This window comes from Streptomyces sp. NPDC014889 (assembly GCF_043081205.1).
In the GTDB taxonomy this organism is placed as follows: Bacteria; Actinomycetota; Actinomycetes; order Streptomycetales; family Streptomycetaceae; genus Streptomyces.
Genome location: NZ_JBIBWH010000016.1, coordinates 131829 through 152848 on the forward strand (window position 1 = coordinate 131829; position 21020 = coordinate 152848).

A 21020-nucleotide genomic window follows, 5' to 3' on the forward strand; every position below is an offset into this window, starting at 1 on the left:
GCCTCCGGCTCAGCCCTCCAGCTCGGCGCGCGCCGCGACGAACGCGTCCACCGCGCGGTTCACGTCCTCGACGGAGTGCGCTGCGGAGAGCTGCACGCGGATGCGCGCCCGGCCCTGCGGCACGACCGGGTAGGAGAAGCCGATCACGTACACGCCGCGCTCCAGGAGCAGCTCCGCCATGCGGGCCGCCTCGGCCGCGTCGCCGATCATCACCGGGGCGATGGCGTGGTCGCCGGGGAGGATGTCGAAGCCCTCCTCGGTCATCCGGCGGCGGAACAGCGCGGTGTTCTCGGCGAGCCGGACCCGCAGGTCGTCCGCGGACTCCAGCAGGTCGAGCACCTTCAGGGAGGCCGCCGCGATCACCGGGGCGAGCGTGTTGGAGAACAGGTACGGCCGGGAGCGCTGGCGCAGCAGGGCGACGATCTCGGCGCGGGCGGCGACGTAGCCGCCGGAGGCGCCGCCGAGCGCCTTGCCGAGGGTGCCGGTGATGATGTCCACGCGGTCCATGACGCCGTGCAGTTCGGGGGTGCCGCGGCCGCCGGGGCCGACGAAGCCGACGGCGTGGGAGTCGTCGACCATGACCATGGCGTCGTAGCGGTCCGCGAGGTCGCAGATCTCTCGCAGCGGCGCCACATAGCCGTCCATCGAGAACACGCCGTCGGTGACGAGCAGCTTGCGGCGCGCCCCGCCCTCGGTGGCCTCCTTCAACTGCCGCTCCAGGTCCGCGAGATCGCGGTTGGCGTAGCGGAAGCGGCGGGCCTTGGACAGCCGGATGCCGTCGATGATCGAGGCGTGGTTGAGGGCGTCGGAGATGACGGCGTCCTCCGGGCCGAGCAGCGTCTCGAACACGCCGCCGTTGGCGTCGAAGCAGGAGGAGTACAGGATCGTGTCCTCCTGGCCGAGGAACGCCGACAGCCGGGCCTCCAGTTGCTTGTGCACCTCCTGGGTGCCGCAGATGAAGCGCACCGAGGCCATGCCGTAGCCCCAGCGGTCCAGGGCCTCGTGGGCGGCGGCGACGACCTCGGGGTGGTCGGCGAGGCCGAGGTAGTTGTTGGCGCAGAAGTTGAGGACCTCGCCGGGGCGGCCGCCCGCGGTGACCTCGACGGTCGCGGACTGCGGGGTGCCGATGACGCGCTCGGGCTTGTGCAGCCCGGCGGCGCGGATCTCGTCGAGGGTGGCGCGCAGGTCGTCGCGCACGGAGTCGAACATCAGGGTGCTCCTTGAAGGTGCCGGCGGAAGAAGCGGAGGAAGCGGGAGAAGCGGAAGGAGGTGGGGTACGCGGTCACGCGGTCCAGTCGAGGATGATCTTTCCGCCCTTGCCGCTCGCGGCGTCGGCGAAGGCGGCCTCGAAGTCCTCGTAGCCGTACCGGCCGGTGACGACGGGGGCGAGGTCGAGGCCGCCCTCCAGCAGCACCGACATGGCGTACCAGGTCTCGAACATCTCCCGGCCGTAGATGCCCTTGATGGTGATCATCGAGGTGACGACGCGGGCCCAGTCGACGGGGAACTCCTGGGCGGGCAGGCCGAGCATGGCGATCTTGCCGCCGTGCGTCATGTTCGCGATCATGTCGCGCATCGCCTCGGGGCGGCCGGACATCTCCAGGCCGACGTCGAAGCCCTCGCGCAGGCCGAGCGTGCGCTGCCCCTTTGCGATCGTGTCCCGGGAGACGTCGAGGGCGAGGCTGACGCCGATCTTGCGGGCCAGTTCGAGGCGCTCCTCGCTCACGTCGGTGATGACGACGTTGCGCGCGCCGGCGTGCCGCGCGACGGCCGCCGCCATCAGGCCGATCGGGCCGGCGCCGGTGATCAGGACGTCCTCGCCGACCAGAGGGAAGGACAGCGCGGTGTGCACGGCGTTGCCGAACGGGTCGAAGATCGCGGCGATGTCGAGGTCGACGGGGACGCGGTGCACCCAGACGTTGGCGGCGGGCAGCGCGACGTACTCGGCGAACGCGCCGTCGCGCCCGACGCCGAGTCCGATGGTGGCCCGGCACAGGTGGCGGCGTCCGGCCAGGCAGTTGCGGCACTTGCCGCACACCAGGTGGCCCTCGCCGCTGACCAGGTCGCCGGGCTTGATGTCGGCGACGTCCCGGCCGGTCTCGACGACCTCGCCGACGAACTCGTGCCCGACCACGAGCGGGGTGCTGATCGCCTGCTGGGCCCAGCCGTCCCAGGCCCGGATGTGCAGGTCGGTGCCGCAGATACCGGTCCGCAGGACCTTGATCAGTACGTCGCCGGGACCGATGGCGGGCTCGGGGACGTCCGCGAGCCACAACCCGGGCTCCGCCTTCTGCTTGACCAGCGCCTTCAACGCAACCGCTCCAGTGCTTCCGGCCCCGGGCCAGGGCATGCCGGGGCAGCCCGCGTCCAGGGAGAGGGGTGGATTCCTTCAGCAATCTGCCGTACGGCGGCACGCCGGTCCATCGAGGATTTCTTAAGCGCGGCCACAGCTCCGCTTCACACCGTCCTCCGGGCGTCGCCACAGGTCAGAACAGGAAGCCCTCCATATCGCGGCGCTCCAGCCCCGGGGCGAGTTCCGCGGCGGCCGCCTTGATGGTCCGCAGCCCCTCCCGGCCCCACGGCCGCGGTTCGACGTCGACGACGCACACCGTGCCGAGCACCGTCTGCGTGCTGTCGATGAGCGGGGCGCCCAAGTAGGAGCGGATGCCGAACTCGTCCACGATCGCGTTGCCCGCGAACCGCGGATAGTCGCGGACGTCCTCCAGCACCAGGGCCTTGCGCCGCACCAGGACATGCGGGCAGAAGCCGTAGTCGCGGGCCAGGCGGCGGCCCAGCTCGCGCCGGTCTCCGTCGCCATCGCGTCCGGTGTCGGTGTCGACGGTCAGGACGTCGCGTTCGGGCCGGTGCAGTCCGGCGAAGAACTGCCCCTTCTCGTCAAGGAAGTTGACCATCGCGTACGGCGCCCGGGTGAACGCGGCGAGGCGGTCGGCGAAGGCGTCGAGAGCGGGCTCGGGCCGCTCTCCGAGGCCCAGTCGGCGCAGCCGCTCGGTGCGGGCGGGGGCGTCCTTGTCCTCGGGGGTCAGCAGCAGGCGACCGGCCGGGCGGGGCGGGTCGTAGCTCATGGCCGGGCTCCGTCGCTGTCGGCGTATGTCATTACGGGCTCCGTGACGGTGTGCGGGGGTCAGTGTGCCGGGGTCATCTGTGCGCGCCCTGGGTCGGCGCGGGAACGGCGGGTGCGTGGGCGATGAGATGCCGGACGAGGGTCAGCAGGGTCTGGATGCCCGAGCTGGAGATACGGACGTCGCAGCGGACCACGGGGATCCGCGGGTCGAGGTCGAGCGCCGCCCGCACCTCCGCGGGGTCGTAGCGGTGGGCGCCGTCGAACTCGTTGACGCCGACGACGAAGGCCAGGCCGCGCCGTTCGAAGAAGTCGACGGCGGCGAAGCACTCCTGCAGCCTGCGGGTGTCGGCGAGGATCACCGCGCCGAGGGCGCCCTCGCACAGTTCGTCCCACATGAACCAGAAGCGCTCCTGGCCGGGCGTGCCGAACAGGTAGAGCACGTGCCGCGGGTCCAGGGTGATGCGGCCGAAGTCCATCGCGACGGTCGTCTCGACCTTGTCCTCCACGCCGTCGAGATTGTCCGTGGCCGCGCTGACCGTGGTGAGCAACTCCTCCGTGCTCAGCGGCGCGATCTCGCTGACCGCGCCGACGAAGGTCGTCTTGCCCACCCCGAACCCGCCCGCCACCAGGATCTTCAGCGCGGTGGGGAAGGGATCGAGGCTGTCGTCGTAGTCAGAGCTGTCGTCGTAGTCCATCGAGCACTGCCTCCAGAAGAGCCCGGTCGGTGGGGTGATGGTGGTACGCGGGGGGCCTGGTGGTCAGCGCCCCGCAGTCGACGAGGTCGGACAGCAGCACCTTGGTCACCACGGCCGGCAGCTTCAGATGGGCGGCGACCTCGGCCACCGGGAGCGGGGCGCGGCACAGGTCGAGTGCCTGGCCGTGCTCCGGTCCGAGGTAGGCCAGCGGCGCCGTCCCGGTGGCCATCACCTGGGACATCAGGTCGAGCGCGATGCTGGGCCGGGTGCGGCCGTCGCTGACGGTGAAGGGACGCACCAGCCGTCCGGCCGCGTCGTCGAGCCAGGGCCTGTCGCCGGCCGCCGCCGCGCTCAAGGCCGCGGCGCCCGGGATTCGACGGAATGCCGCCGGGGCGCGGTCTCGAGGTAGGGGCGGACGCTCTTGACGAGCATCGCCATCTCGTAGCCCAGCACGGCCGCGTCGGCCTCACGGCCGGCGAGTACGGCCAGGCAGGTGCCGGTACCGGCGGTGGTGACGAACAGCAGCGTCGAGTCCAGTTCGACGACGACCTGGCGTACCTCGCCGCCGTCGCCGAAGCGGACGCCGGCGCTGCGGCCGAGGGAGTACAGGCCGGAGGCCAGGGCGGCCATGTGGTCGGCGCTGTCGTGGTCGAGTCCGTGCACGGACTTCACCAGCCCGTCGCAGGACAGCAGGACCGCGCTGGTGGTGTGCGGTACGCGTTGTACGAGGCCGCTCATCAGCCAGTCGAGGTCGGAGGCACGGCCGGTCGGCGCTTCGCTCGCCATGGTGGATCGACTCCTTGGGGTCCGAAGGTCTGCGCGGGCTCTGGGGTGGGCGGTGGTGGCGGGGCTGGGCCGGCCGGCGGTCATCCGGCCGGCTCGCTCCCGTCGTGCCGGAGGGTGAGGTGCTGACCCGGCAGGAGCACGGGCCGCGCCTCTGCCGGCCCGGACGCGTCGAGGGGGCACACGGGGTACGCGACGTCCGGCGAGTACGGCTCCTGCGAGCGGGCCGGCTCCGCGGCGGCCGGGTCCTGGCGCTGCTCCGACTCCGCGAGCCCCATGCCGCGCTGGAAGGCGGCCATCAGCCCGGGGTCGTGGCCGGCGACGTACCCGGATTCCTGGCGTGGCACCGGGGCACCGCGCAGTTGGGGCACGAGGTGCTCCTGGGCGCGCCGCCGGGGCAGTTGGGGCTTCGCCATGGTCCCGCGCACCGCTCCGGCGCGCGGCACGGGCGGCGCCCCGGCGCTCGCCTCCACGGCGGCCCGGTCGGCGGGCCGGATCCCCGGCACCGCCTCGGCGGGATTGTCCTGCCCCTCCCGCGCGGTCCGCCGCGGCAGGGGTTCGAGGTGGCCCCGGTCGGCGGACTCAACCGGGCGTACGTCGTTGCGGGGTGGGGCGGGGGCGGGCAGCAGATCGCCACCGGGGTCACCGCCACCTGGCGCGGGCGCGGGTACCGGCGCGGGCCTGTCGCCCTCGGACACGGGCGCAGCCACGGACATGGGCGCGTCGCCTCCGAACACAGGCGCGGACCCGGACGAGGGTGTGTCGCCACCCGACATGGGGACGGGCTCGGACGAGGATGCGCCGCCGCCGGACACAGGCCCGGACACGGACGAGAACGTGTCGCCCCCGAACACAGGCGCGGGTACGGGCAATGGCATGTCACCACCCGGCATGGGCGCAGGCTCGGACAGGAGACCGTCGGCCTCGGACACCGGCGCGGGAACCGACGAGGGCCTGTCCCCACCCGCCATGGAGACGGGCTCAGGCGAGGATGCGCCGCCGCCGGACACGGGCGCGGACACGGACGAGAACGTGTCGCCCCCGAACACAGGCGCGGGTACGGGGAATGGCATGTCACCACCCGGCATGGGCGCAGGCCCGGACGCGGACAGGGGTGCGTCGCTGTCGGGCACAGACCCCGGCAGGTCACCCCCGGGCACGGGGGCGGGTGCAGACATCGGCACATCACCCCCGGGCGCGGGGGCGGGCACGGACACCGGCAGCTCGCCGCCGGAGGTGTGCGCGGGCATGGTCCCCCGCATCCCGCCCCCGGAGGTGGGCGCGGACGCCGGCATGCCGCGCCCTGCCCCGGGCGCAGGGATGGGTGCCGGCACGCCATCCACTGGCCCGGGCGGAAGAGAGACCGGCACGCCATCCCCCGCCGCAGGCGGGGGTACGGAGACCGGTCGACGGCTTCCGGGCGTGCCGGGGACGCGGCCCGTGTGCGGGCCCGCCACCGGATGCATCCCGCCCTCGCGTTGGCGCGTGTCGCCGGGGCGGGCGGGGGCGCCGAGCAGGCCGGTGCCGGGCACGCCGGGCACGGCCGGCGCGCGGTGGGTGCCAGGGCCGTGCAGGGACGGGGACGGCCACGCGACCGCGGGTCGTGCGCCGGTGTCCAGCGCCCCGAACGACGTGCCGGAGGCTCCCGTCGACGCTCCCAGCAGGGCCGGCGGCAGGACGACGACCGCCTGCACTCCGCCGTAGATGTTGGTCTGCAGCCGGACGTGGATGCCGTGCCGCCTGGCGAGCTGGGAGACCACGTACAGCCCGATGCGGCCGTCGGCGAGCAGGCTCGCGACGTTGACCTGGTCGGGGTCGGCCAGCAGGGCGTTCATCCGGACCTGCTCGCCGACCGGCATGCCCAGGCCCCGGTCCTCGACCTCCACCGCGAGCCCGGAGGTGACGAGGCCGGCGCGCAGCAGGATCTGAGTCTGCGGGGCGGAGAACAGCGTGGCGTTCTCGACGAGTTCGGCCACCAGGTGGATCACGTCGGCGACGGCGTGGCCGCGCAGCCGCCCCTCGATCGGCGGGGCGAGCTTGACCCGCGAGTACTGCTCGACCTCGGCGATGGCCGAACGCAGCACCTCCGTCATGCAGACCGGGTTGCTCCACTGGCGGCGGGAGACGGCGCCGCCGAGGACGGCGAGGTTCTCGGCGTGCCGGCGGACCCGGGTGGCGAGGTGGTCGACATGGAAGATGCCCTTGAGCAGGTCGGGGTCCTCGATGTCGTTCTCCAGCTCGTCGAGGATGGAGATCTCCCGGTGCACCAGGGACTGGAGGCGCCGGGCGAGATTGACGAAGACCTCCAGTTTCTGTTCGCTGCCGGTCCGGCTGGAGAGCTGGGCGGCCTGCACGACGGCGGCGAGGGCCCCGTCGTGGGCGCGTGCCAGGTCGGCGGCGAGCAGGTCGATCTCGTCGGTGTCCTCCGGCGGGCCGCCGCGCGCCCTGCGCCGCGGCGGGGCCTCGCCGCGGCGCAGGGCGTCGACGAGGGCGCGCAGTTCGGCCTCGCGGCGCTCGGTGCCGTGCCGCAGGGCGCCGATCCGGTCGTGCACCGACCGGGCTGCGCGGCCGGCGGCGACGGCGGCGATCGCGATGCCGGCGAGCGTGACCGCGAACGCACCGGCGAGCACGGCCCACAGGACGGGACCGGGACGTGTGCCGGTGGACCGCACGGTGAAGAGCACGGCCGCGCCGGCGCTGAGCGCGACCGAGGTCGGCGGCAGCACCGCCAGGCGCAGCAGCTGCGGCCGTAGGCGGGTCTCGGGCAGCGAGGGGACGGTGCGGGTCACCGGCCGCCCGTGCCGCCCGCCCTCACGGCGGTCTGCGCGGGCGGCCGGTGCACGGAGGTGAGACATCGGTTCCTCGTACGGGTCCGTCGGGCCTGTGTACTCGCGCCCGGGGCGCGAGCGGGCATGCGCCATCGCTGTGCCGGTCGACAGCGGCGCGTGTACGGCCCCGTGTCGCCCCACGGCCACTCACAGTAGTCACCAACGCACCAGGGGAAATGGACAGTTGACGAAATCGCCCAGGAAGCGTCCCGCTCTGGTATGAGCGTTCGCACGACAGAGCGATCACCGAAGCCGCCGCACGGCAGCGAACCGAAAGAGAACGAATCGCACCTGATCAGAACCGGTCACAAGCGGACGGCGGGGCCGGAGGGTCCTCCCTCCGGCCCCGCCGTCCGCCCCGCCGTCCACACCACCGTCGTCCCGTCCGGGTCCGGCCTAGTCCGGCCGGAGCGATCCCGGCCCGTCCTCTCCCCCGGCCGGCGGTCTTCGCATCGTCACCCGCTGTGTCGGTCGGCCCATCAGGATCTGGGGTCGGCGACCGGATCGGGCTCGTAGGAGTGGCGCCGGGCCAACTGCGGTACGGACTGGATGGAGCGCAGGGGGGCCGGGGGGTAGACGCCGCGTGGTGGTGTGGCGCCGCCCGCCGTCCATCCCGCCGGGGCACGCCCGCGAGGCGGCTCGGCGCCCGGGCGGACGCGGGGGGTGAGCAGACCGAGTTCCGCGGCACGCACCCCCGCCTGGAACCGGGATCGGGCGTCGAGGATCTCCATGATGGTGGCGATGTGCCGGCGGTAGGTGCGCACGGAGATGGACAGCTCGCGCGAGGCGGCCTCGTCGGTGGCCCCGGTGTGGAGGTAGTGCAGTATCTGCTGGACGAGTTCGACGCGGGCATGGGCGCCAAGGCACACCCAGGCGGTGGCGTCGACCGCGTGGCTCCAGACGGTGTCGTAGAGGGTCTGGCCGCACTGGGTGACGGAGGACGCCCGCAGGACGGACGCCTGGCGCTCGCCGGCCGTCTCGGTGCACACCAGCGTCGTCCGGCCGTCGGCGATCAGGGCCGTCATCAGCGGAATGCGGGCGATGCGGACGGCTTTGCGCCCCCTGCGGGCGAGTTCCCGCACCAGTTCGTGGTCGAGCGTGTCACGGGTGCACAGGATCCGGACGCGCACCAGGTCGCCACGTCTGCACAGCAGTTCTCGGAGCATCGCGTAGGCGGCCTCCGCGTGACCCGGTAAGGCGACCACGGCGTCGACCGTGCGTCCGGCCCCGCCCGCCAGTTCCACGGCGGCCGCCAGGATCTCGGCGTCGCCCGGGTTCAGCGCGGTGGCGAGCGGTTGACCGGACATCCCGTCCCGGTGCTCCTGGTACTCCCGGTGCTTCGCCACCGTGGAGAGGATCACGGAATGCACGTCCTGGAGGGCCTTGTCCATGTCGTGCCGGCCGGCCCCCTCCCCGCCGGCTTCCCCGTGTTCATGCGACCTTCCCCCGAACTGGTTCCGCATTCCTCACCCCGTCTGGCCGGATCTGGCTGCACCTGAGTGCTCGACCGTACGGCGACGGGCATGCCCGGTGAAGGCCGCGCCCGCGCCCCCGTTCGCGCACTGCCGACCGCCGGGCCGCGCGATTGGGACGGCAGGCGCCGACGGTTCGGGCGCGAGTCCCCAGCCCTCATGGGACGTGGGGGCCCACCTGGGACACGTTTGATGTCTGTGAACTGGAGGGGACGCTAGTTCCGCAACATGTTCCACGTCAACGGCCCCTGGAACAAAGAAAGTTCTGCCGGGAAGTAAACCTTCGGAGACGGTCGTGACCTCCTCTCGGCGCCCCCTTCCGGCGAGCCTTGCTCACTCTTCCAGCCGGATGGCCCGGGCCGGACAGACCGCGGCGGCCTGCCGGACGTCGTCCGCGCGGTCGGCGGGCGGGGTGTCGTCGAGCAGGACGGCGATGCCGTCCTCGTCCCGCTGGTCGAACACGTCGGCGGCGGTCAGCACGCACTGGCCGGAGGCGACGCACGTGTCCTGGTCGATGAGAACCTTCATGACTTCCTCCTCGAAACGCCCTCGGGGCCGCGAACGGGCTGACCTGTGCGGGCGCGGCGGCACCACCCCGAGGGCGCGCCCGCCCCGCGCACAGATCAGCCCACGGCCGGCGGCTACTTGCCGGCCGCCGCCTCCATCTCACGCACCAGGCTGAGCGGCCGCATGTCGGTCCAGTTCTCGTTGACGTACTCCAGGCACGCCTCCCGGCCGGCCCGGCCGTGCGCGACCGTCCAGCCGGCCGGGACCTCGGCGAAGGCCGGCCAGAGCGAGTGCTGCCCCTCGTCGTTGACCAGCACGTAGTACTCGGCCTCGTTGTCCTCGAAAGGATTGGTGCTCATATACCCTTCTCCATCCTGCGATGCGGTCCGCCTGAACCGGGTTGTCCCCAGCGGCGATTGCGGGAATCCTTCGTATCGGTGATTTCGCTCCCCGGCGATGGTTGAATGCAAAACGGGCGGGTCGCCGAGGAATGTCAGAGGCTGACGGGAAGCGCGGCCGGAGACCTGACGAGCAGGGCCGGCTGATAACGCAGTTCCGACGGGTGCACGGCGAGTCGGACGTCCGGGAAACGTTCGAAGACGCGCCGGATCGATATCTCCGCCTGGGCCCGCGCCAGATGCGTTCCGATGCAGTAGTGGATGCCGTGGCCGAAGGTGAGGTGCACCGGCTTCGGGCGGTCGATGTCCAGTTCGTCCGGCCGGTCGGGGAAGGCCTCCGGGTCGTGGTTCGCGCTGGCCGGGGAGAGCATCACGATCTCGCCCGCCGGAATCGTGGTGCCCGCGATCTCGACGTCCTCCAGGGTCAGCCGCTGAAGGGTGTACATCATGGGGCCGGCGTACCGGATCAGCTCGTCGACGGCCTGCGGGATCCGGTCCAGGTCGGCCTTGAGCCGCGCGGCCTGCTCCGGGTGGGTCAGCAGCCCCACGAAGCAGCCGGTCACCAGCGCGGTGGTGGTCTCGTTGCCGCCGGTCATCAGCGCGAACGCGGTGGAGAGGATCTCCTTCGGGGTCAGCAGCTTGTCGCCCTCGGCGTGCACCATCGCGGAGACGAGGTCGTCCGTCGGGTGCCGCTGCTTCTCCGCGATCAGCTCGGTCATGTAGGTGGACAGTTGCCGGGTGTGCTCGGCCAGGACACCGGTCGGATCGGCGGCGTCGGTGGACCGCAGCGTGTTCGACCAGACCTTGAAGTGCCGCCAGTCCGCGGCAGGCACACCAAGGAGCTGGGCGATCGCGATGATCGGCAGCGGCTCGGTGAGACCGGCCAGCAGGTCCGGACGCGGCTGCCCGGCCAGCTCGTCGAGCAGCCCGTCGACGACCTTCTCCAGGCTGGGGCGCATGTTCGCGACCCGCTTGGGCGTGAAGGCGAACACCAGCGCCTTGCGCAGCCGGGTGTGCCGCGGCGGGTCGGAGTTGGCCAGGTGGTGGGTGATCTCGTCGGCCGGTTTCAGCTCCTTGCCGATCTGCCGGCCGAGCGCCCGGTACAGGTTCCCGATGTCCCGGCTCATCCGGGGATCGGCCAGTGCGTTGCGGACGTCCTCGTGCCGGGTGACCACCCAGGCCCGTGCTCCGTCGGGCGTCTGCACCATGGTCACCGGCTGTTCGGCGCGCAGCACGGCGAAGGTCGGATACGGGTTCTGGGTGTATTCGTCACTGAACATCCAGTGCTTCGAAAGCGCTCCGCCGGCTGCCATCGATGCTCTCCCTGCGGTCGTCCGGTGAGCCCCCGCACTGCTCGCGGGGCACGTCCGGCCCACCAGCCTGGCCGGGACGGGCGCGGCCGTCAGCGCTGATGTGGAATCTTCGATGTGCCGGTTCCGGCCAGGCCGCACATGGCTGATTCGAATTCTTCGTACCGGTCTGGTGAACGCCCGTTCGCCCCGGCTACGTTCGCCGAGGCGTGTGAGTGATGCGCCGAATTCCAAGAGGAATTGCCGGCATGAGTGGGGAACTTCCGTGCCGGCCTTGGTGATCGAACTCGTCCATTCCATGCACGGCTCGTTCGGGCCGGCGTCATCATCACGAGGGAGCAGGAGCGATATGACGACCTCTGCGGAGAGCACGTCCGAGAAAATCAAGGAAATCGTCTGCGACATTCTCGAGCTGGAGGAGGACGAGGTCACCGAGAGCAGCCTGTTCAAGGAGGACCACGGCGCCGACTCGCTGCGCGCGATCGAGATCCTCGCCGCCCTGGAGAAGCACTTCCACGTCGTCATCGACCAGGCCGAACTGGGCCGCATGGTCAACCTCAAGGGCGTGGAAGAGGTCGTCGCGGAAGCCGCCGGCAAGTAGTCACGGCCGAGCGGTACCGCCGCGGCACCGCCGATCGAAACCGGACGGAGAGACCATGCGTGCAACTGCAACCAGCAACGGGTCGGCACCACCAGCGCATCGCGTGGTCCTGACCGGCTTCGGAGTCTTCTCGAGCATCGGTGTGGGCGCGGTCGAGTTCGCCGAGGGGCTGCGGGCCGGGCTCAGCGGCGCCAAGCCGATCACCAGGTTCGCGACCGAGGGTTTCGCCCACGCCAACGGCTGCGAACTGGTGGGCTTCGAGCCGCGCCGGTGGATCCGCAACCTGGACGTCGACGAACTCGGCCCCGCCACGCGCTTCTCGGTGGCAGCGGCCAGGATGGCCGTCGCCCACGCCGGACTGAGCGAGGAGGTCCTGCGCGGACAGCGCGGCCTGATCTCCATCGGGTCCACCGACGGGGAGTCGCACGACCTCGACCGCCTGGTCGAGACCGAGATCGAGCACGGACCCGAGAAGATGGACCCGCAGGTGGTCCGACGCGTCCCGGCGAGCCGGCTGGCCACGGCCGTCGCGCACGAACTGGGCCTGGAGGACGTCGAGGCGGTCACCATCCCGACCGCCTGCGCCGCGGGCAACTACGCCATCGGCTACGGCTTCGACGCGGTGCGCACCGGCGAGGTCGAGTTCGCGCTGTGCGGCGGCGCGGACGCGATGTGCCGCAAGACCTTCGCCGGCTTCTACCGGCTGGGCACGATCGCGCCGGACTGCTGCCGGCCGTTCGACAAGGACCGCAAGGGCATCCTGACCGGTGAGGGCGCCGGCGTACTGGTCCTTGAGAGCCTGGAGTCGGCGCTGCGCCGCGGCGCCACCATCCACGCCGAGGTCCTGGGCTACGGGCTCAACTGCGATGCCGACCACCCGGTCGCACCCAACCAGGGCAGCATCGCCCGCTGCATGGAACTGGCCCTGAACAACGCCGGGGTGAAGCCGTCCGAGGTCGATCTGATCTCCGCGCACGGCACCGGCACCAAAGCGAACGACGTCACCGAGACCCGCGCGGTCCGCGACGTCTACGGCGAGGCGCCGCCGCGCACCGTCTCGCTGAAGTCGATGCTCGGCCACACCATGGGCGCCGCCAGCGCGCTCGCCGCGATCGCCTGTGCCCTGGCCGTCGAGGGCGGGTTCATCCCGCCGACCATCAACCACCGGGAGACCGACCCCGAGTGCGAGGTCGACTGCGTGCCCAACCACGCCGTCGACGCCGATCTGAGGATCGTGCAGAACAACGGGATGGCCTTCGGCGGCAACAACGCCGTCGTGATCCTCGCCAAGTACGAGGAGCAGGCCTCATGAGCCGGCCCATCGTCGGAATCGGCGCGGTCGCGAGCATCGGGCGCGATCCGTCCGAGCTGTTCGAGAGCCTGTGCGCCGGGCGGAGCGGGCTGGCTCCGCTGCGGGGCTTCGACCGGTCGAAGTTCAAGGCGGGTCACCTCTTCGAGATCGACGACCGGCCCGCGCCGGGCGTCGACGTGCCGGGCCGGGCGACCGGGTTCCTGCTCGACGCGGTCGGTCAGGCGGCCCGTGACGCCGGCCTCGGTGAGGACCTCCGCGATGTGCCGATCCTGGTCGGCACCGGGCTGCGGGAGCTGCGGTCGCTGGAGCTGTGGTGGCGCGACGGCGCCGAGTTCACGGCCGGACGGATGCACTTCGGCACCGCCCTGCGGGAACGCTTCGGCGCGGTCGACACGCACACCTTCTCCAACGCCTGCTCGGCCTCGCTGTACGCGCTGGCGCTCGCCGTCGACCAGTTGGACTCCGGCGTGGTGGAGCACGTGATCGTGGCGGGCACCGACTCGATCACCGAGAGCATGTTCGGGCTGACCGACGCCTTCCAGCTGGAGCCGCCCGGCCGGCTCAGACCCTTCGACGTCGACCGCAAGGGCACCATCCTCGGCGAGGGAGCCGGCGCGATCGTGCTGGCCCGCGAGCCGGACGGCCACCGCCGGGTCCACGGCCGGGTGCGCTCGGTCGGCGTGAACTGCGACGCCCACCACACCACCGCGCCCCTCCAGGCCGGGGTCGCCGCCGCGATGAGGCAGGCGCACCGGCGGGCCGGGGTGAAGCCGGAGAACGTGGACCTGGTCATGCTGCACGGCACCGGCACCCCGCTCAACGACGAGGTGGAGGTGCGGGCGCTGCGCGAGGTCTTCGGCGAGCACGAGCGGGTGCCGCTGGTGACCGCCGTCAAGTCGATGACCGGGCACACCGCGGGCTCGGCCGGGGTGCTGAGCCTCATCACGGCCCTGCGGGCCATGTCGACCGGGCGGATCCCGCCGGTGACCGAACTCGACGAACCGACCGAGGACGTGAGCGCGTTGCGGCTGGTGCACACCACCGAGACCACCGGCCGCGTCGAGGTGGCGCAGGTCAACGGCTTCGGCTTCGGCGGGCTGAACGCGGTGGCCGTCCTGGAGGCGGCCCGATGACCGAGTCCCCGAGGATCGTGGTCAGCGGTGTGGGTCCGGCGCTGCCCGGAGTGACCGGCACCGGTGACCTGGTGGCCGGACCGGACTTCCCCGCGGAGCCGGTGGACCCGGCCGCCCTGCTGGGCAAGAAGGGCCTGAAGTACAAGGACCGCGCCACCCGGCTCGGTCTGTGCGCGGCCTTCGCCGGCCTGTGCGACGCCGGGCTGCGGGACGCGGACGGCCCGTTGACCGAGGGCGGCGGCGTCGGTGTCGTGGTGGCGTCCAACTACGGCAACGCGGACACCGTCTGCCGGGTGGTCACGACCATCGCGGCCGAGACGACCCGGGGCACGAGCCCCATGGACAGCCCCAACGCCTCCAGCAACATCGTCGCCTCCGAGATCGCCATCCGCTTCAAGCTGGGCGGCCCCAACCTGACCGTCTGCAACGGCGACTCCTCGGGGCTCGACGCGCTGCGCTGGGCCGCCGCCCTGCTGGGTTCCGGGCGGGCCGAGCACGTGCTGGTCGTCGGGGTCGAGCCGGACAACGAGGTGGTGCGCGAGCTGGTCGGCGCGGACCGGATCGTGGACGGGGCCGTCGCGGTGGTCCTGGAGCGTGCCGAGACCGCGCGGGCGCGCGGTGTGCGGCCGAGGGCCCGCCTGGGCGGATTCGTACGCACCGGCGGGGTCGGGGAGTGCGTCGGGCGGCTCGACGCACTCGGCGGGGACACTCCGGCCGGCTGGTACCCGCCGGAGACCGCCGGCGGCACCGAACCGCCCGCCGAGCTGCTCGCCGGGGTTCCCCGGCACCGGATGCCCGAGGACTGGGGCGCGCTCTCCGGCGCGCTGGGTCTGGTGCAGTGCGCCGCCGCCACCGGCCGGTTCGACGCGGGCGAGCCCGGACCCCTCTACGCCCTGGCCGGCCGCGGGGACGACGGTGTGGCCGGGCTCCTCCTGCTCGCCCCCGGAGACGCCCGGTGAGCCCTGCCCGGCCGCGGTCGCCGGACCCGACCGGCGACACGGCGTGCACCGTGCACCGCAAGCGGCCCACCGGCGGTGCCCGCGCGCTCCTGCTGCACGGGCTGGCCAACAGCTCCTCCGTGTGGGACGAGTTGGCCGCCAGGGAGGCCGGCGACCTGGATCTGTGGGCCGCCGAACTGCCCTGGGGCGGCGGGCGGTCACCGGCCTGGGCCTACGGCCCGCACGCCTCCCGGGCCGTCGCGGACGCGCTCGGGCAGGTGCCCGGCGGCGCCCGCATCGTGGTGGCCCACTCCTTCGCCACCGTGCTGCTGCTGGACCTGCTCGGCGAGGAACTCGCCCGGGGCGGCGACCCGTTCGCACGCCACGGCATCGAGGGCCTGGTGCTCGTGTCGCCGTTCTACCGCCGCGATCCGGAGAGTTTCGAGTACGGCGTCGTCGGCGACATGCTGGAGAACTTCCGCCGCACCATGGAAGAGGGCATCCGGGTGGTCGCCGGGCCACGGCTCGACCCCTCGCTGCGCCGCGACATGGCCCAGCGGGTCTGCGAACGCGTCGGCCCGTACGGCTATCTGAGCTTCTTCCGCAGCTATCTGCAGACGCCCTGGCTGCGCACCGACCTGATCACGGTGCCCTGCCTGGTGATCGGCGGGGAGGACGACTTCACCGCCGTCCCCGCCGAGAGCACGGCGCTCGCCGCCGATCTCCCCGACGCCCGTTGCCGGTTCGTCCCCGGGGCCGGCCACTTCCCGATGGTGGAGCAGGCGGACGCCTTCTCCGCGGCCCTCGGTGAGTTCCTCGACGCCATCGGGCGCCCCGTGCCCGCGGCCGTCGACCAACCCGCTTGACAGAACAGGAGCCTGAGCAGCATGACGTCCCCGATCAGCAGTGTCCCCGAGCCGACCGAGCAGTCGTTGAACGACTTCTTCGACGTGACCGGCCACTTCTCGCTGCGGCCGTCCTACGAGGGCGGCAACATCAGCACGACCATCGGCTTCAAGCACGTGCACTACGTGCTCGAGGCCGCCGTGCTCGAGCACTTCCGCGCCGCCGGCCTGGGAGCCACCGCTCTCTACGTCGAGTACGGCGTCGGCTTCGACGTGGTCTCCGTGGACACCCGGCTGCACACGGTGCTCACCCTGGACGACACGGTCGCCGTCGAGGTCAGGCCGGTCACCAAGGACTCCGACACCCGGCTGCGGTTCGCGGTCACCGGGACCGTGGAGCGGGACGGGGCGCCGCGCAAGGCGGTGACCAGCAAGGTCGAGGTCTCCCTGCGGGCCATCGAGCACGTACCGGCCCCGAAGCCGCTGCCCGGGCGCCTGACCCGCTTCGTGGTGCCGCGGCTGGGGCAGGCGACGCCGAAGGAGCTCGCCGCCGTACCGGTGGACAACATCGACCTGTCCGCGCAGCGCGGTGTCACCACACGCTCCGGCGACCCGGTGCTAACCGAGATCGTCGGCGACGGCAACGCGTTCGGCTGGAAGTGGCGCGTGCCGTACTTCTACTGCCACTTCACCAGCCACATGCAGATGTCCGGCTTCCTGCGGCAGATGGAGGAGGTGCTGCACCTGTTCGTCGCCGACCGGGGCATCGCCATCCACCGCCTGCTGGACGAGCGCAACTGGATCCCGGTGGTGACCAAGTGCGACATCGAGCTCACCGACGAGGTGCGGATCGAGGACGAGCTGTACACCGTCTTCACCGTCGAGGACATCTTCAAGTCCATGCTGTTCACCGCCCGGATGGACTGCTACGTGGTGCGTGACGGCGCGCTGGTGCCGGTCGCCACCGGACACATCACGCACGGCTACGTCACCAAGGAGTCGCCGGAGCGCGACTGGTCCCTGGTCACCTTCGACGACGAGGTGCTGGCCGCGCTCGGCGGCAAGACCCCCGCCGCCGGCTGACCTGACCTGTCGGAAGGAGCTGTCGCCATGAGCAGCGACACCAAGGGCGCCGCCCGCAGACCGGTGATCACCGCCTGGTCGGCCGTGTCCCCGTTCGGAATGGGGCGCGCGGCGTTCGTCGAGGGGATGCACGAGGGCGGTGAGACCGCCGTCCGGATCGACCGCGAGCAGTGGCAGGTGCCCGACGAGCGGGCCAGGCTGGTGCCCGGGTTCAGCCCGCGCGCGGCGCTGGGCCGCAAGGGCACCCGGTCGATGGACCGGGTGACGGGACTCGCGGTCAGCGCCGTCGGTGCGCTGCTCGACGACGCCGAGCGCAACCGCGAGGTCGCCACCGGCGACCGCGGTGCCGTCGTGCTCGGCACCACCACGGGCAGCGCGCAGAGCATGATGGACTTCACCCGGGACTCGCTGACCGGTGAGCAGCCGTACTTCGTCGACCCCGCGCAGATGCCCAACACGGTGATGAACTGCGCGGCCGGCCAGTGTGCGATCCGGCACCGGATCAAGGGCCCGAACGCCACCATCGCCGGCGGCCGGCTGGCCGGGCTGCTCGCGCTGAACTACGCGCGCAGACTGCTCGGTGCGGGCCGGGCCGAGGCGGTGCTGTGCGGCTCCGCGGAGGAGTACTCCAACGAGCGGTCCTGGCTGGAGTGGCACACCAGGGGCGACGAGGAGAGGCAGGCGCTGCTCGGCGAGGGCGCCGGCATGCTGCTCCTCGAGCCCGAGGAGTCCGTCGCCGCCGAGCACGTGCTTGCCGAGGTGCTCGCCGTGGAGAGCGGCGTGTTCGCCGAGGGACGGCTGCCGATGGTGCTCGGCTCCTGCCTGCGCCGCGCCATGGACCGTGCCGGGGTGGACCCGTCGCAGGTGTGGGCGGCCGTGCCGTGCGGTGCCGGCGACGCGCTCGGAGAGCGGGAACGCGGCGTACTGACCGAGGTGTTCGGCACCGCTGCCCTCGAACAGGTGCGGAACACCGAGCTGTTCGGGGACGCGTCGGCGGCGTCGGTGAGTCTTCAGATCGCCTCCGTGCTCGCGGTCGCCGAGCGGACGCCCGGTGCCGCCGGGCGGATCGCGGTGGTCACCGCGGTGGAGCGCGACGGCGGAACCGGCTGCGCGCTGCTGCGGCTTCGCTGAGCGCCGGGCCGTGCCCGGAACCGGCCGGGCCGTGCCCGGAACCGGCCGGGCCGTACCGGGAAACGAATCGAACGGAGGAGAGCGGTAGTCATGACGGCACAGCCCTTCGAGAAGCTGGACAGGGAAGAACTGCGGCGGACCCTGGCCGATGTGATCGACGTCGACGCCACCGACATAGAGGAGGCCACCGACTTCGTGGAGGAGTTGCAGGTCGACTCGCTGCTCCTGCTGGAACTGGTCGTGGTGCTGGAGAAGAAGTACCAGGTCAAGTTCACCGAGCAGGAGATGCGGACGGCCCGCACCTTCAGCCAGGCGCGCGCGCTGCTCGAACGCAAGCTGGCGGTGTCGGCGTGACCACCTCCCCACCCGTGGCGCCGGCCGAGCCGGTCGCCCACGGCTCCCACGCGCCGGTCGTCCGGGTCTCCTACGCCCCGAAGCCGTCCCCGGTGGACGCCGGGATCGAGGTGACCTCGATGGCCAGGTCCGGGACGGACGCCGGGGGTGGACGCGTGCTCAGCGCGGTGGCCACCGTCGCGATCGACGAGGCGGAACCGGTCTTCGCCGGCCACTACCCCGACTTCCCGATCTTCCCCGGTGTGTGCATCGTCGAATGCGTACAGCGCGCCGCGCTCGCGGTGGCCGAGCGGTCCGGGATGCCCGAACCCCGGCTGCTGGCAGTGCAGTCCACCCGTTTCCTCGGCGCCGTACGTCCCGGCGACCTGCTCACCGTGCGCCTGGAGCTGCGCGACCACGAGGGCGGCATGCGCTGCCGGGCCACGGCGAGCACCGAGCGGGGCGAGGCCGCGTCGGTGCGGCTGCTGCTGTCCGGAGAGGTCGGCGTATGAACACCGTCCAGGTCGAACGCCTGCTTCCGCACCGGTTCCCCATGCTCCTCGTCGACCGGGTGGTCGACCTGGTGCCGGGCGAGAGCGTCACCGCGACGAAGGCGATCACCCGCAACGAGCAGTGCTACCGCAGCGTCGGCGCGCACACGGACGGCGTCTGCCTCGAGTACCCGCCGACGCTCCTGATCGAGTCGTGGGGCCAGACCGCCGGCATCCTGGCGACCTGGCGTTCCCCCGGCGGGCCCAGCGAAGCGCACGAGGCCGACCGGGTGATGCTGCTCGGCGGGCTCTCCGGGGTCGTGTTCCACCGGCCGGTGCTGCCGGGGGACGTGCTCCTGCACAGGGCCCGGCTCTCCCGCGCCCTGTCCGACACCGCGATTTTCGAGGGCGAGACCTCGTGCGACGGCGAGGTGGTGATGTCGGTCGAGCGGATGGTGATGGCGTTCCGCCCCTCCGGCCGGCTGCTGCCGTCCGCCGGTTGAGCCGACGTACAGCCGGCATGCGGACGGCATACGGCCGATACGCAGCCGATAAGGAGGAACGCCTGATGGCACGGGAAACCAAGCCGGTCGCGCTGGTCAGCGGCGGCTCGCGCGGCATCGGCCGGGCCGTGGTGAAGCGGCTCGCCGCCGACGGCCACGACGTCAGCTTCTGCTACCAGTCCAACGACGAGGCAGCGAGCGCCCTGGAGAAGGAACTCGCCGAGTTCGACGTCCGGGTGCTGGCCAGGAAGGTCGACGTGGCCTCGCCCGACGCGGTGCGCGCCTGGGTGGCCGAGACCCAGGAGACCCTGGGCACGGTGGACGTCGCGGTCACCGCCGCGGGCATCACGCGGGACAACCCGCTTCTGATGATGACCGACGAGCAGTGGAAGGACGTGCTCGCGGTCAACCTCGACGGCACGTACAACGTCTGCCGCTCGGTGGTGTTCGAGATGATGAAGCGCCGCTCCGGCTCGCTGGTGCTGCTCTCCTCGGTGGCCGGGGTCCACGGCCACGCCACCCAGTCCAACTACGCGGCGACCAAGGCCGGGATCATCGGCTTCGCCAAGTCGCTGGCCAAGGAGGTCGGCCGCTACGGCATCCGGTCCAACGTGGTCGCCCCCGGATTCATCGAGACCGACATGACGGCGGTGTTGAGCGACAAGGTCCGCGAACAGATGCTGGCCTCGATCCCCCTGAACCGTTTCGGCGGCGCGGACGAGGTCGCCGACCTGGTGTCGTTCCTGGCCTCCGAGCGCGCTGGCTACATCACCGGCTCCGTCTTCCAGGTCGACGGCGGCATCACCATCTGAGCCCACTCCCGATTTTCCCACCGAAGGACGCCGCCATGGCCAAGAAGCCGCCCCGCTGGTACTTCTCCCTGCGCAGCCCGTACTCCTGGTTCGCCCACCACGATCTGAAGAAGCACCACCCCGATGTCCTGGACAGCGTGCGGTGGATCCCGTTCTGGGAGCCGGACGCGCGCAGCGAGGAACTGCTCGCGCGGGCCGGGGTCGAGCTGCCGCTGGTGCCGATGGCGCGGGAGAAGAACTTCTACATCCTCCAGGACGCCCGGCGGCTGGCCGAGGACCGCGGGCTCGACGTCACCTGGCCGATCGACCGGGAACCGGTCTGGGAGGTGGCGCACCTGGCGTATCTGGTGGCCGAGGACGCCGGAAAGGGGCAGGAGTTCGTCGACCGGGTCTACCGCGCCCGCTGGCAGGAGTCGCAGAACATCTCCGACCCCGCCGTCATCGGTGCGATCGCCGGAGAACTGGGCCTGGACGCGGACCGGGCCGCGGGCGCGGCCGACGATCCGCAACTGCGCGCCCGGGGCGTGGAGATCCTGGCCGCCTCGGCGAAGGACGGCCTGTTCGGGGTGCCGTTCTTCGTCCACGGACACGACAAGTTCTGGGGCGTCGACCGGGTGGCCGCCTTCGTCGCCGCGCTTCGCGGTGTCCCGCGCTCCGCCGTCGCGGTGCCGGACGCGGAGGCGGCCGCGCTGCCGCTGATGGCCCCGGCGGGGGCGGACGCCGGCCACGCCGGCGGCTGCGGCTGAGCCGCCTCCGAGACGAT

22 protein-coding genes and 1 pseudogene are annotated in these 21020 nt (G+C 72.1%); 12 read left to right on the plus strand and 11 right to left on the minus strand.

Annotation, left to right across the window (positions count from 1 at the left end):
- Positions 1–9: 9 nt before the first annotated feature.
- From ACF09J_RS29200 to ACF09J_RS29250, 11 genes and pseudogenes are all read right to left on the minus strand, one after another.
- Positions 10–1209 carry a glycine C-acetyltransferase gene (locus tag ACF09J_RS29200; protein ID WP_392308433.1) on the minus strand — a complete coding sequence of 400 codons (1200 nt, stop codon included), beginning with the start codon at positions 1207–1209 and terminating at the stop codon, positions 10–12.
- Between the two features lie 73 nt (positions 1210–1282).
- The gene (gene tdh, locus ACF09J_RS29205; protein ID WP_392308434.1) at positions 1283–2311 is read right to left on the minus strand and encodes an L-threonine 3-dehydrogenase; all 1029 of its coding nucleotides are present in this window, start codon (positions 2309–2311) and stop codon (positions 1283–1285) included.
- 175 nt (positions 2312–2486) lie between these two features.
- Positions 2487–3083, minus strand: a complete 597-nt coding sequence (locus ACF09J_RS29210) for a GAF domain-containing protein (protein ID WP_392308435.1) — start codon at positions 3081–3083, stop codon at positions 2487–2489.
- 73 nt (positions 3084–3156) lie between these two features.
- On the minus strand, positions 3157–3777 hold the full coding sequence (locus ACF09J_RS29215) for an ATP/GTP-binding protein (RefSeq protein WP_392308436.1): 621 nt from the start codon (positions 3775–3777) through the stop codon (positions 3157–3159).
- Entirely contained in the window at positions 3755–4132 is a 378-nt protein-coding gene (locus ACF09J_RS29220) for a DUF742 domain-containing protein (RefSeq protein ID WP_392308437.1), read from the minus strand. Before ACF09J_RS29220 ends, ACF09J_RS29215 begins: the two co-directional genes overlap by 23 nt.
- The gene (locus ACF09J_RS29225; protein ID WP_392308438.1) at positions 4129–4563 is read right to left on the minus strand and encodes a roadblock/LC7 domain-containing protein; all 435 of its coding nucleotides are present in this window, start codon (positions 4561–4563) and stop codon (positions 4129–4131) included. The genes ACF09J_RS29220 and ACF09J_RS29225 overlap by 4 nt, the downstream gene beginning before the upstream one ends.
- 1190 nt (positions 4564–5753) lie before the next feature.
- Positions 5754–7415 (minus strand): annotated as a pseudogene (locus ACF09J_RS29230) (ATP-binding protein); the annotation flags it as partial.
- Positions 7416–7867: 452 nt separating this feature from the next.
- On the minus strand, positions 7868–8779 hold the full coding sequence (locus tag ACF09J_RS29235; RefSeq protein ID WP_392308439.1) for a LuxR family transcriptional regulator: 912 nt from the start codon (positions 8777–8779) through the stop codon (positions 7868–7870).
- Between the two features lie 414 nt (positions 8780–9193).
- The gene (locus tag ACF09J_RS29240; RefSeq protein WP_100570044.1) at positions 9194–9388 is read right to left on the minus strand and encodes a ferredoxin; all 195 of its coding nucleotides are present in this window, start codon (positions 9386–9388) and stop codon (positions 9194–9196) included.
- A 113-nt stretch (positions 9389–9501) separates the two neighbouring features.
- The gene (locus ACF09J_RS29245) at positions 9502–9726 is read right to left on the minus strand and encodes an MbtH family protein (RefSeq protein WP_392308440.1); all 225 of its coding nucleotides are present in this window, start codon (positions 9724–9726) and stop codon (positions 9502–9504) included.
- Positions 9727–9860: 134 nt separating this feature from the next.
- Positions 9861–11045 (minus strand): cytochrome P450, encoded by a 1185-nt coding sequence (locus ACF09J_RS29250; protein WP_392308441.1) that lies wholly within the window; start codon positions 11043–11045, stop codon positions 9861–9863.
- Positions 11046–11424: 379 nt separating this feature from the next.
- Here ACF09J_RS29250 and ACF09J_RS29255 point away from each other — a divergent pair, with 379 nt between their 5' ends.
- The 12 genes from ACF09J_RS29255 (at position 11425) to ACF09J_RS29310 (ending at position 21003) form a co-directional block, all read left to right on the plus strand.
- On the plus strand, positions 11425–11676 hold the full coding sequence (locus tag ACF09J_RS29255; RefSeq protein WP_100570041.1) for an acyl carrier protein: 252 nt from the start codon (positions 11425–11427) through the stop codon (positions 11674–11676).
- A 55-nt stretch (positions 11677–11731) separates the two neighbouring features.
- Complete coding sequence (locus tag ACF09J_RS29260; protein WP_392308442.1) at positions 11732–12988, plus strand: beta-ketoacyl-[acyl-carrier-protein] synthase family protein; 1257 nt, start codon at positions 11732–11734, stop codon at positions 12986–12988.
- Positions 12985–14121: a beta-ketoacyl synthase N-terminal-like domain-containing protein gene (locus tag ACF09J_RS29265; RefSeq protein WP_392308443.1), complete on the plus strand. Its 1137-nt coding sequence runs from the start codon at positions 12985–12987 to the stop codon at positions 14119–14121. The genes ACF09J_RS29260 and ACF09J_RS29265 overlap by 4 nt, the downstream gene beginning before the upstream one ends.
- A complete protein-coding gene (locus tag ACF09J_RS29270; RefSeq protein WP_392308444.1) occupies positions 14118–15080 on the plus strand; it encodes a beta-ketoacyl synthase N-terminal-like domain-containing protein in 963 nt (320 codons plus the stop codon). The genes ACF09J_RS29265 and ACF09J_RS29270 overlap by 4 nt, the downstream gene beginning before the upstream one ends.
- A complete protein-coding gene (locus tag ACF09J_RS29275; protein WP_392308445.1) occupies positions 15077–15925 on the plus strand; it encodes an alpha/beta fold hydrolase in 849 nt (282 codons plus the stop codon). The genes ACF09J_RS29270 and ACF09J_RS29275 overlap by 4 nt, the downstream gene beginning before the upstream one ends.
- 21 nt (positions 15926–15946) lie before the next feature.
- Complete coding sequence (locus ACF09J_RS29280; protein ID WP_392308446.1) at positions 15947–16987, plus strand: thioesterase family protein; 1041 nt, start codon at positions 15947–15949, stop codon at positions 16985–16987.
- Between the two features lie 27 nt (positions 16988–17014).
- Complete coding sequence (locus ACF09J_RS29285; RefSeq protein ID WP_392308447.1) at positions 17015–18118, plus strand: beta-ketoacyl synthase N-terminal-like domain-containing protein; 1104 nt, start codon at positions 17015–17017, stop codon at positions 18116–18118.
- Between the two features lie 90 nt (positions 18119–18208).
- Positions 18209–18472, plus strand: coding sequence for an acyl carrier protein (locus ACF09J_RS29290; protein WP_392308448.1), 264 nt, complete (start codon positions 18209–18211; stop codon positions 18470–18472).
- Entirely contained in the window at positions 18469–18963 is a 495-nt protein-coding gene (locus ACF09J_RS29295; RefSeq protein ID WP_392308449.1) for a 3-hydroxyacyl-ACP dehydratase FabZ family protein, read from the plus strand. The genes ACF09J_RS29290 and ACF09J_RS29295 overlap by 4 nt, the downstream gene beginning before the upstream one ends.
- Positions 18960–19445, plus strand: a complete 486-nt coding sequence (locus ACF09J_RS29300) for a 3-hydroxyacyl-ACP dehydratase FabZ family protein (RefSeq protein WP_392308450.1) — start codon at positions 18960–18962, stop codon at positions 19443–19445. Before ACF09J_RS29295 ends, ACF09J_RS29300 begins: the two co-directional genes overlap by 4 nt.
- A gap of 65 nt (positions 19446–19510) precedes the next feature.
- Positions 19511–20257, plus strand: a complete 747-nt coding sequence (gene fabG, locus ACF09J_RS29305; RefSeq protein ID WP_392308451.1) for a 3-oxoacyl-[acyl-carrier-protein] reductase — start codon at positions 19511–19513, stop codon at positions 20255–20257.
- 35 nt (positions 20258–20292) lie between these two features.
- Positions 20293–21003, plus strand: coding sequence for a 2-hydroxychromene-2-carboxylate isomerase (locus ACF09J_RS29310; protein ID WP_392308452.1), 711 nt, complete (start codon positions 20293–20295; stop codon positions 21001–21003).
- Positions 21004–21020: the final 17 nt, after the last annotated feature.

What these genes read in the sequence shown, in the direction of transcription:
- ACF09J_RS29200 (WP_392308433.1), bottom strand. Translation starts at nt 1,209, where the DNA reads ATGTTCGACTCCGTGCGCGACGACCTGCGCGCCACCCTCGACGAGATC.
- ACF09J_RS29210 (WP_392308435.1), bottom strand. Translation starts at nt 3,083, where the DNA reads ATGAGCTACGACCCGCCCCGCCCGGCCGGTCGCCTGCTGCTGACCCCC.
- ACF09J_RS29215 (WP_392308436.1), bottom strand. Translation starts at nt 3,777, where the DNA reads ATGGACTACGACGACAGCTCTGACTACGACGACAGCCTCGATCCCTTC.
- ACF09J_RS29225 (WP_392308438.1), bottom strand. Translation starts at nt 4,563, where the DNA reads ATGGCGAGCGAAGCGCCGACCGGCCGTGCCTCCGACCTCGACTGGCTG.
- ACF09J_RS29235 (WP_392308439.1), bottom strand. Translation starts at nt 8,779, where the DNA reads ATGGACAAGGCCCTCCAGGACGTGCATTCCGTGATCCTCTCCACGGTG.
- ACF09J_RS29240 (WP_100570044.1), bottom strand. Translation starts at nt 9,388, where the DNA reads ATGAAGGTTCTCATCGACCAGGACACGTGCGTCGCCTCCGGCCAGTGC.
- ACF09J_RS29245 (WP_392308440.1), bottom strand. Translation starts at nt 9,726, where the DNA reads ATGAGCACCAATCCTTTCGAGGACAACGAGGCCGAGTACTACGTGCTG.
- ACF09J_RS29250 (WP_392308441.1), bottom strand. Translation starts at nt 11,045, where the DNA reads ATGTTCAGTGACGAATACACCCAGAACCCGTATCCGACCTTCGCCGTG.
- ACF09J_RS29255 (WP_100570041.1), top strand. Translation starts at nt 11,425, where the DNA reads ATGACGACCTCTGCGGAGAGCACGTCCGAGAAAATCAAGGAAATCGTC.
- ACF09J_RS29260 (WP_392308442.1), top strand. Translation starts at nt 11,732, where the DNA reads ATGCGTGCAACTGCAACCAGCAACGGGTCGGCACCACCAGCGCATCGC.
- ACF09J_RS29265 (WP_392308443.1), top strand. Translation starts at nt 12,985, where the DNA reads ATGAGCCGGCCCATCGTCGGAATCGGCGCGGTCGCGAGCATCGGGCGC.
- ACF09J_RS29270 (WP_392308444.1), top strand. Translation starts at nt 14,118, where the DNA reads ATGACCGAGTCCCCGAGGATCGTGGTCAGCGGTGTGGGTCCGGCGCTG.
- ACF09J_RS29280 (WP_392308446.1), top strand. Translation starts at nt 15,947, where the DNA reads ATGACGTCCCCGATCAGCAGTGTCCCCGAGCCGACCGAGCAGTCGTTG.
- ACF09J_RS29285 (WP_392308447.1), top strand. Translation starts at nt 17,015, where the DNA reads ATGAGCAGCGACACCAAGGGCGCCGCCCGCAGACCGGTGATCACCGCC.
- ACF09J_RS29290 (WP_392308448.1), top strand. Translation starts at nt 18,209, where the DNA reads ATGACGGCACAGCCCTTCGAGAAGCTGGACAGGGAAGAACTGCGGCGG.
- ACF09J_RS29300 (WP_392308450.1), top strand. Translation starts at nt 18,960, where the DNA reads ATGAACACCGTCCAGGTCGAACGCCTGCTTCCGCACCGGTTCCCCATG.
- fabG (WP_392308451.1), top strand. Translation starts at nt 19,511, where the DNA reads ATGGCACGGGAAACCAAGCCGGTCGCGCTGGTCAGCGGCGGCTCGCGC.
- ACF09J_RS29310 (WP_392308452.1), top strand. Translation starts at nt 20,293, where the DNA reads ATGGCCAAGAAGCCGCCCCGCTGGTACTTCTCCCTGCGCAGCCCGTAC.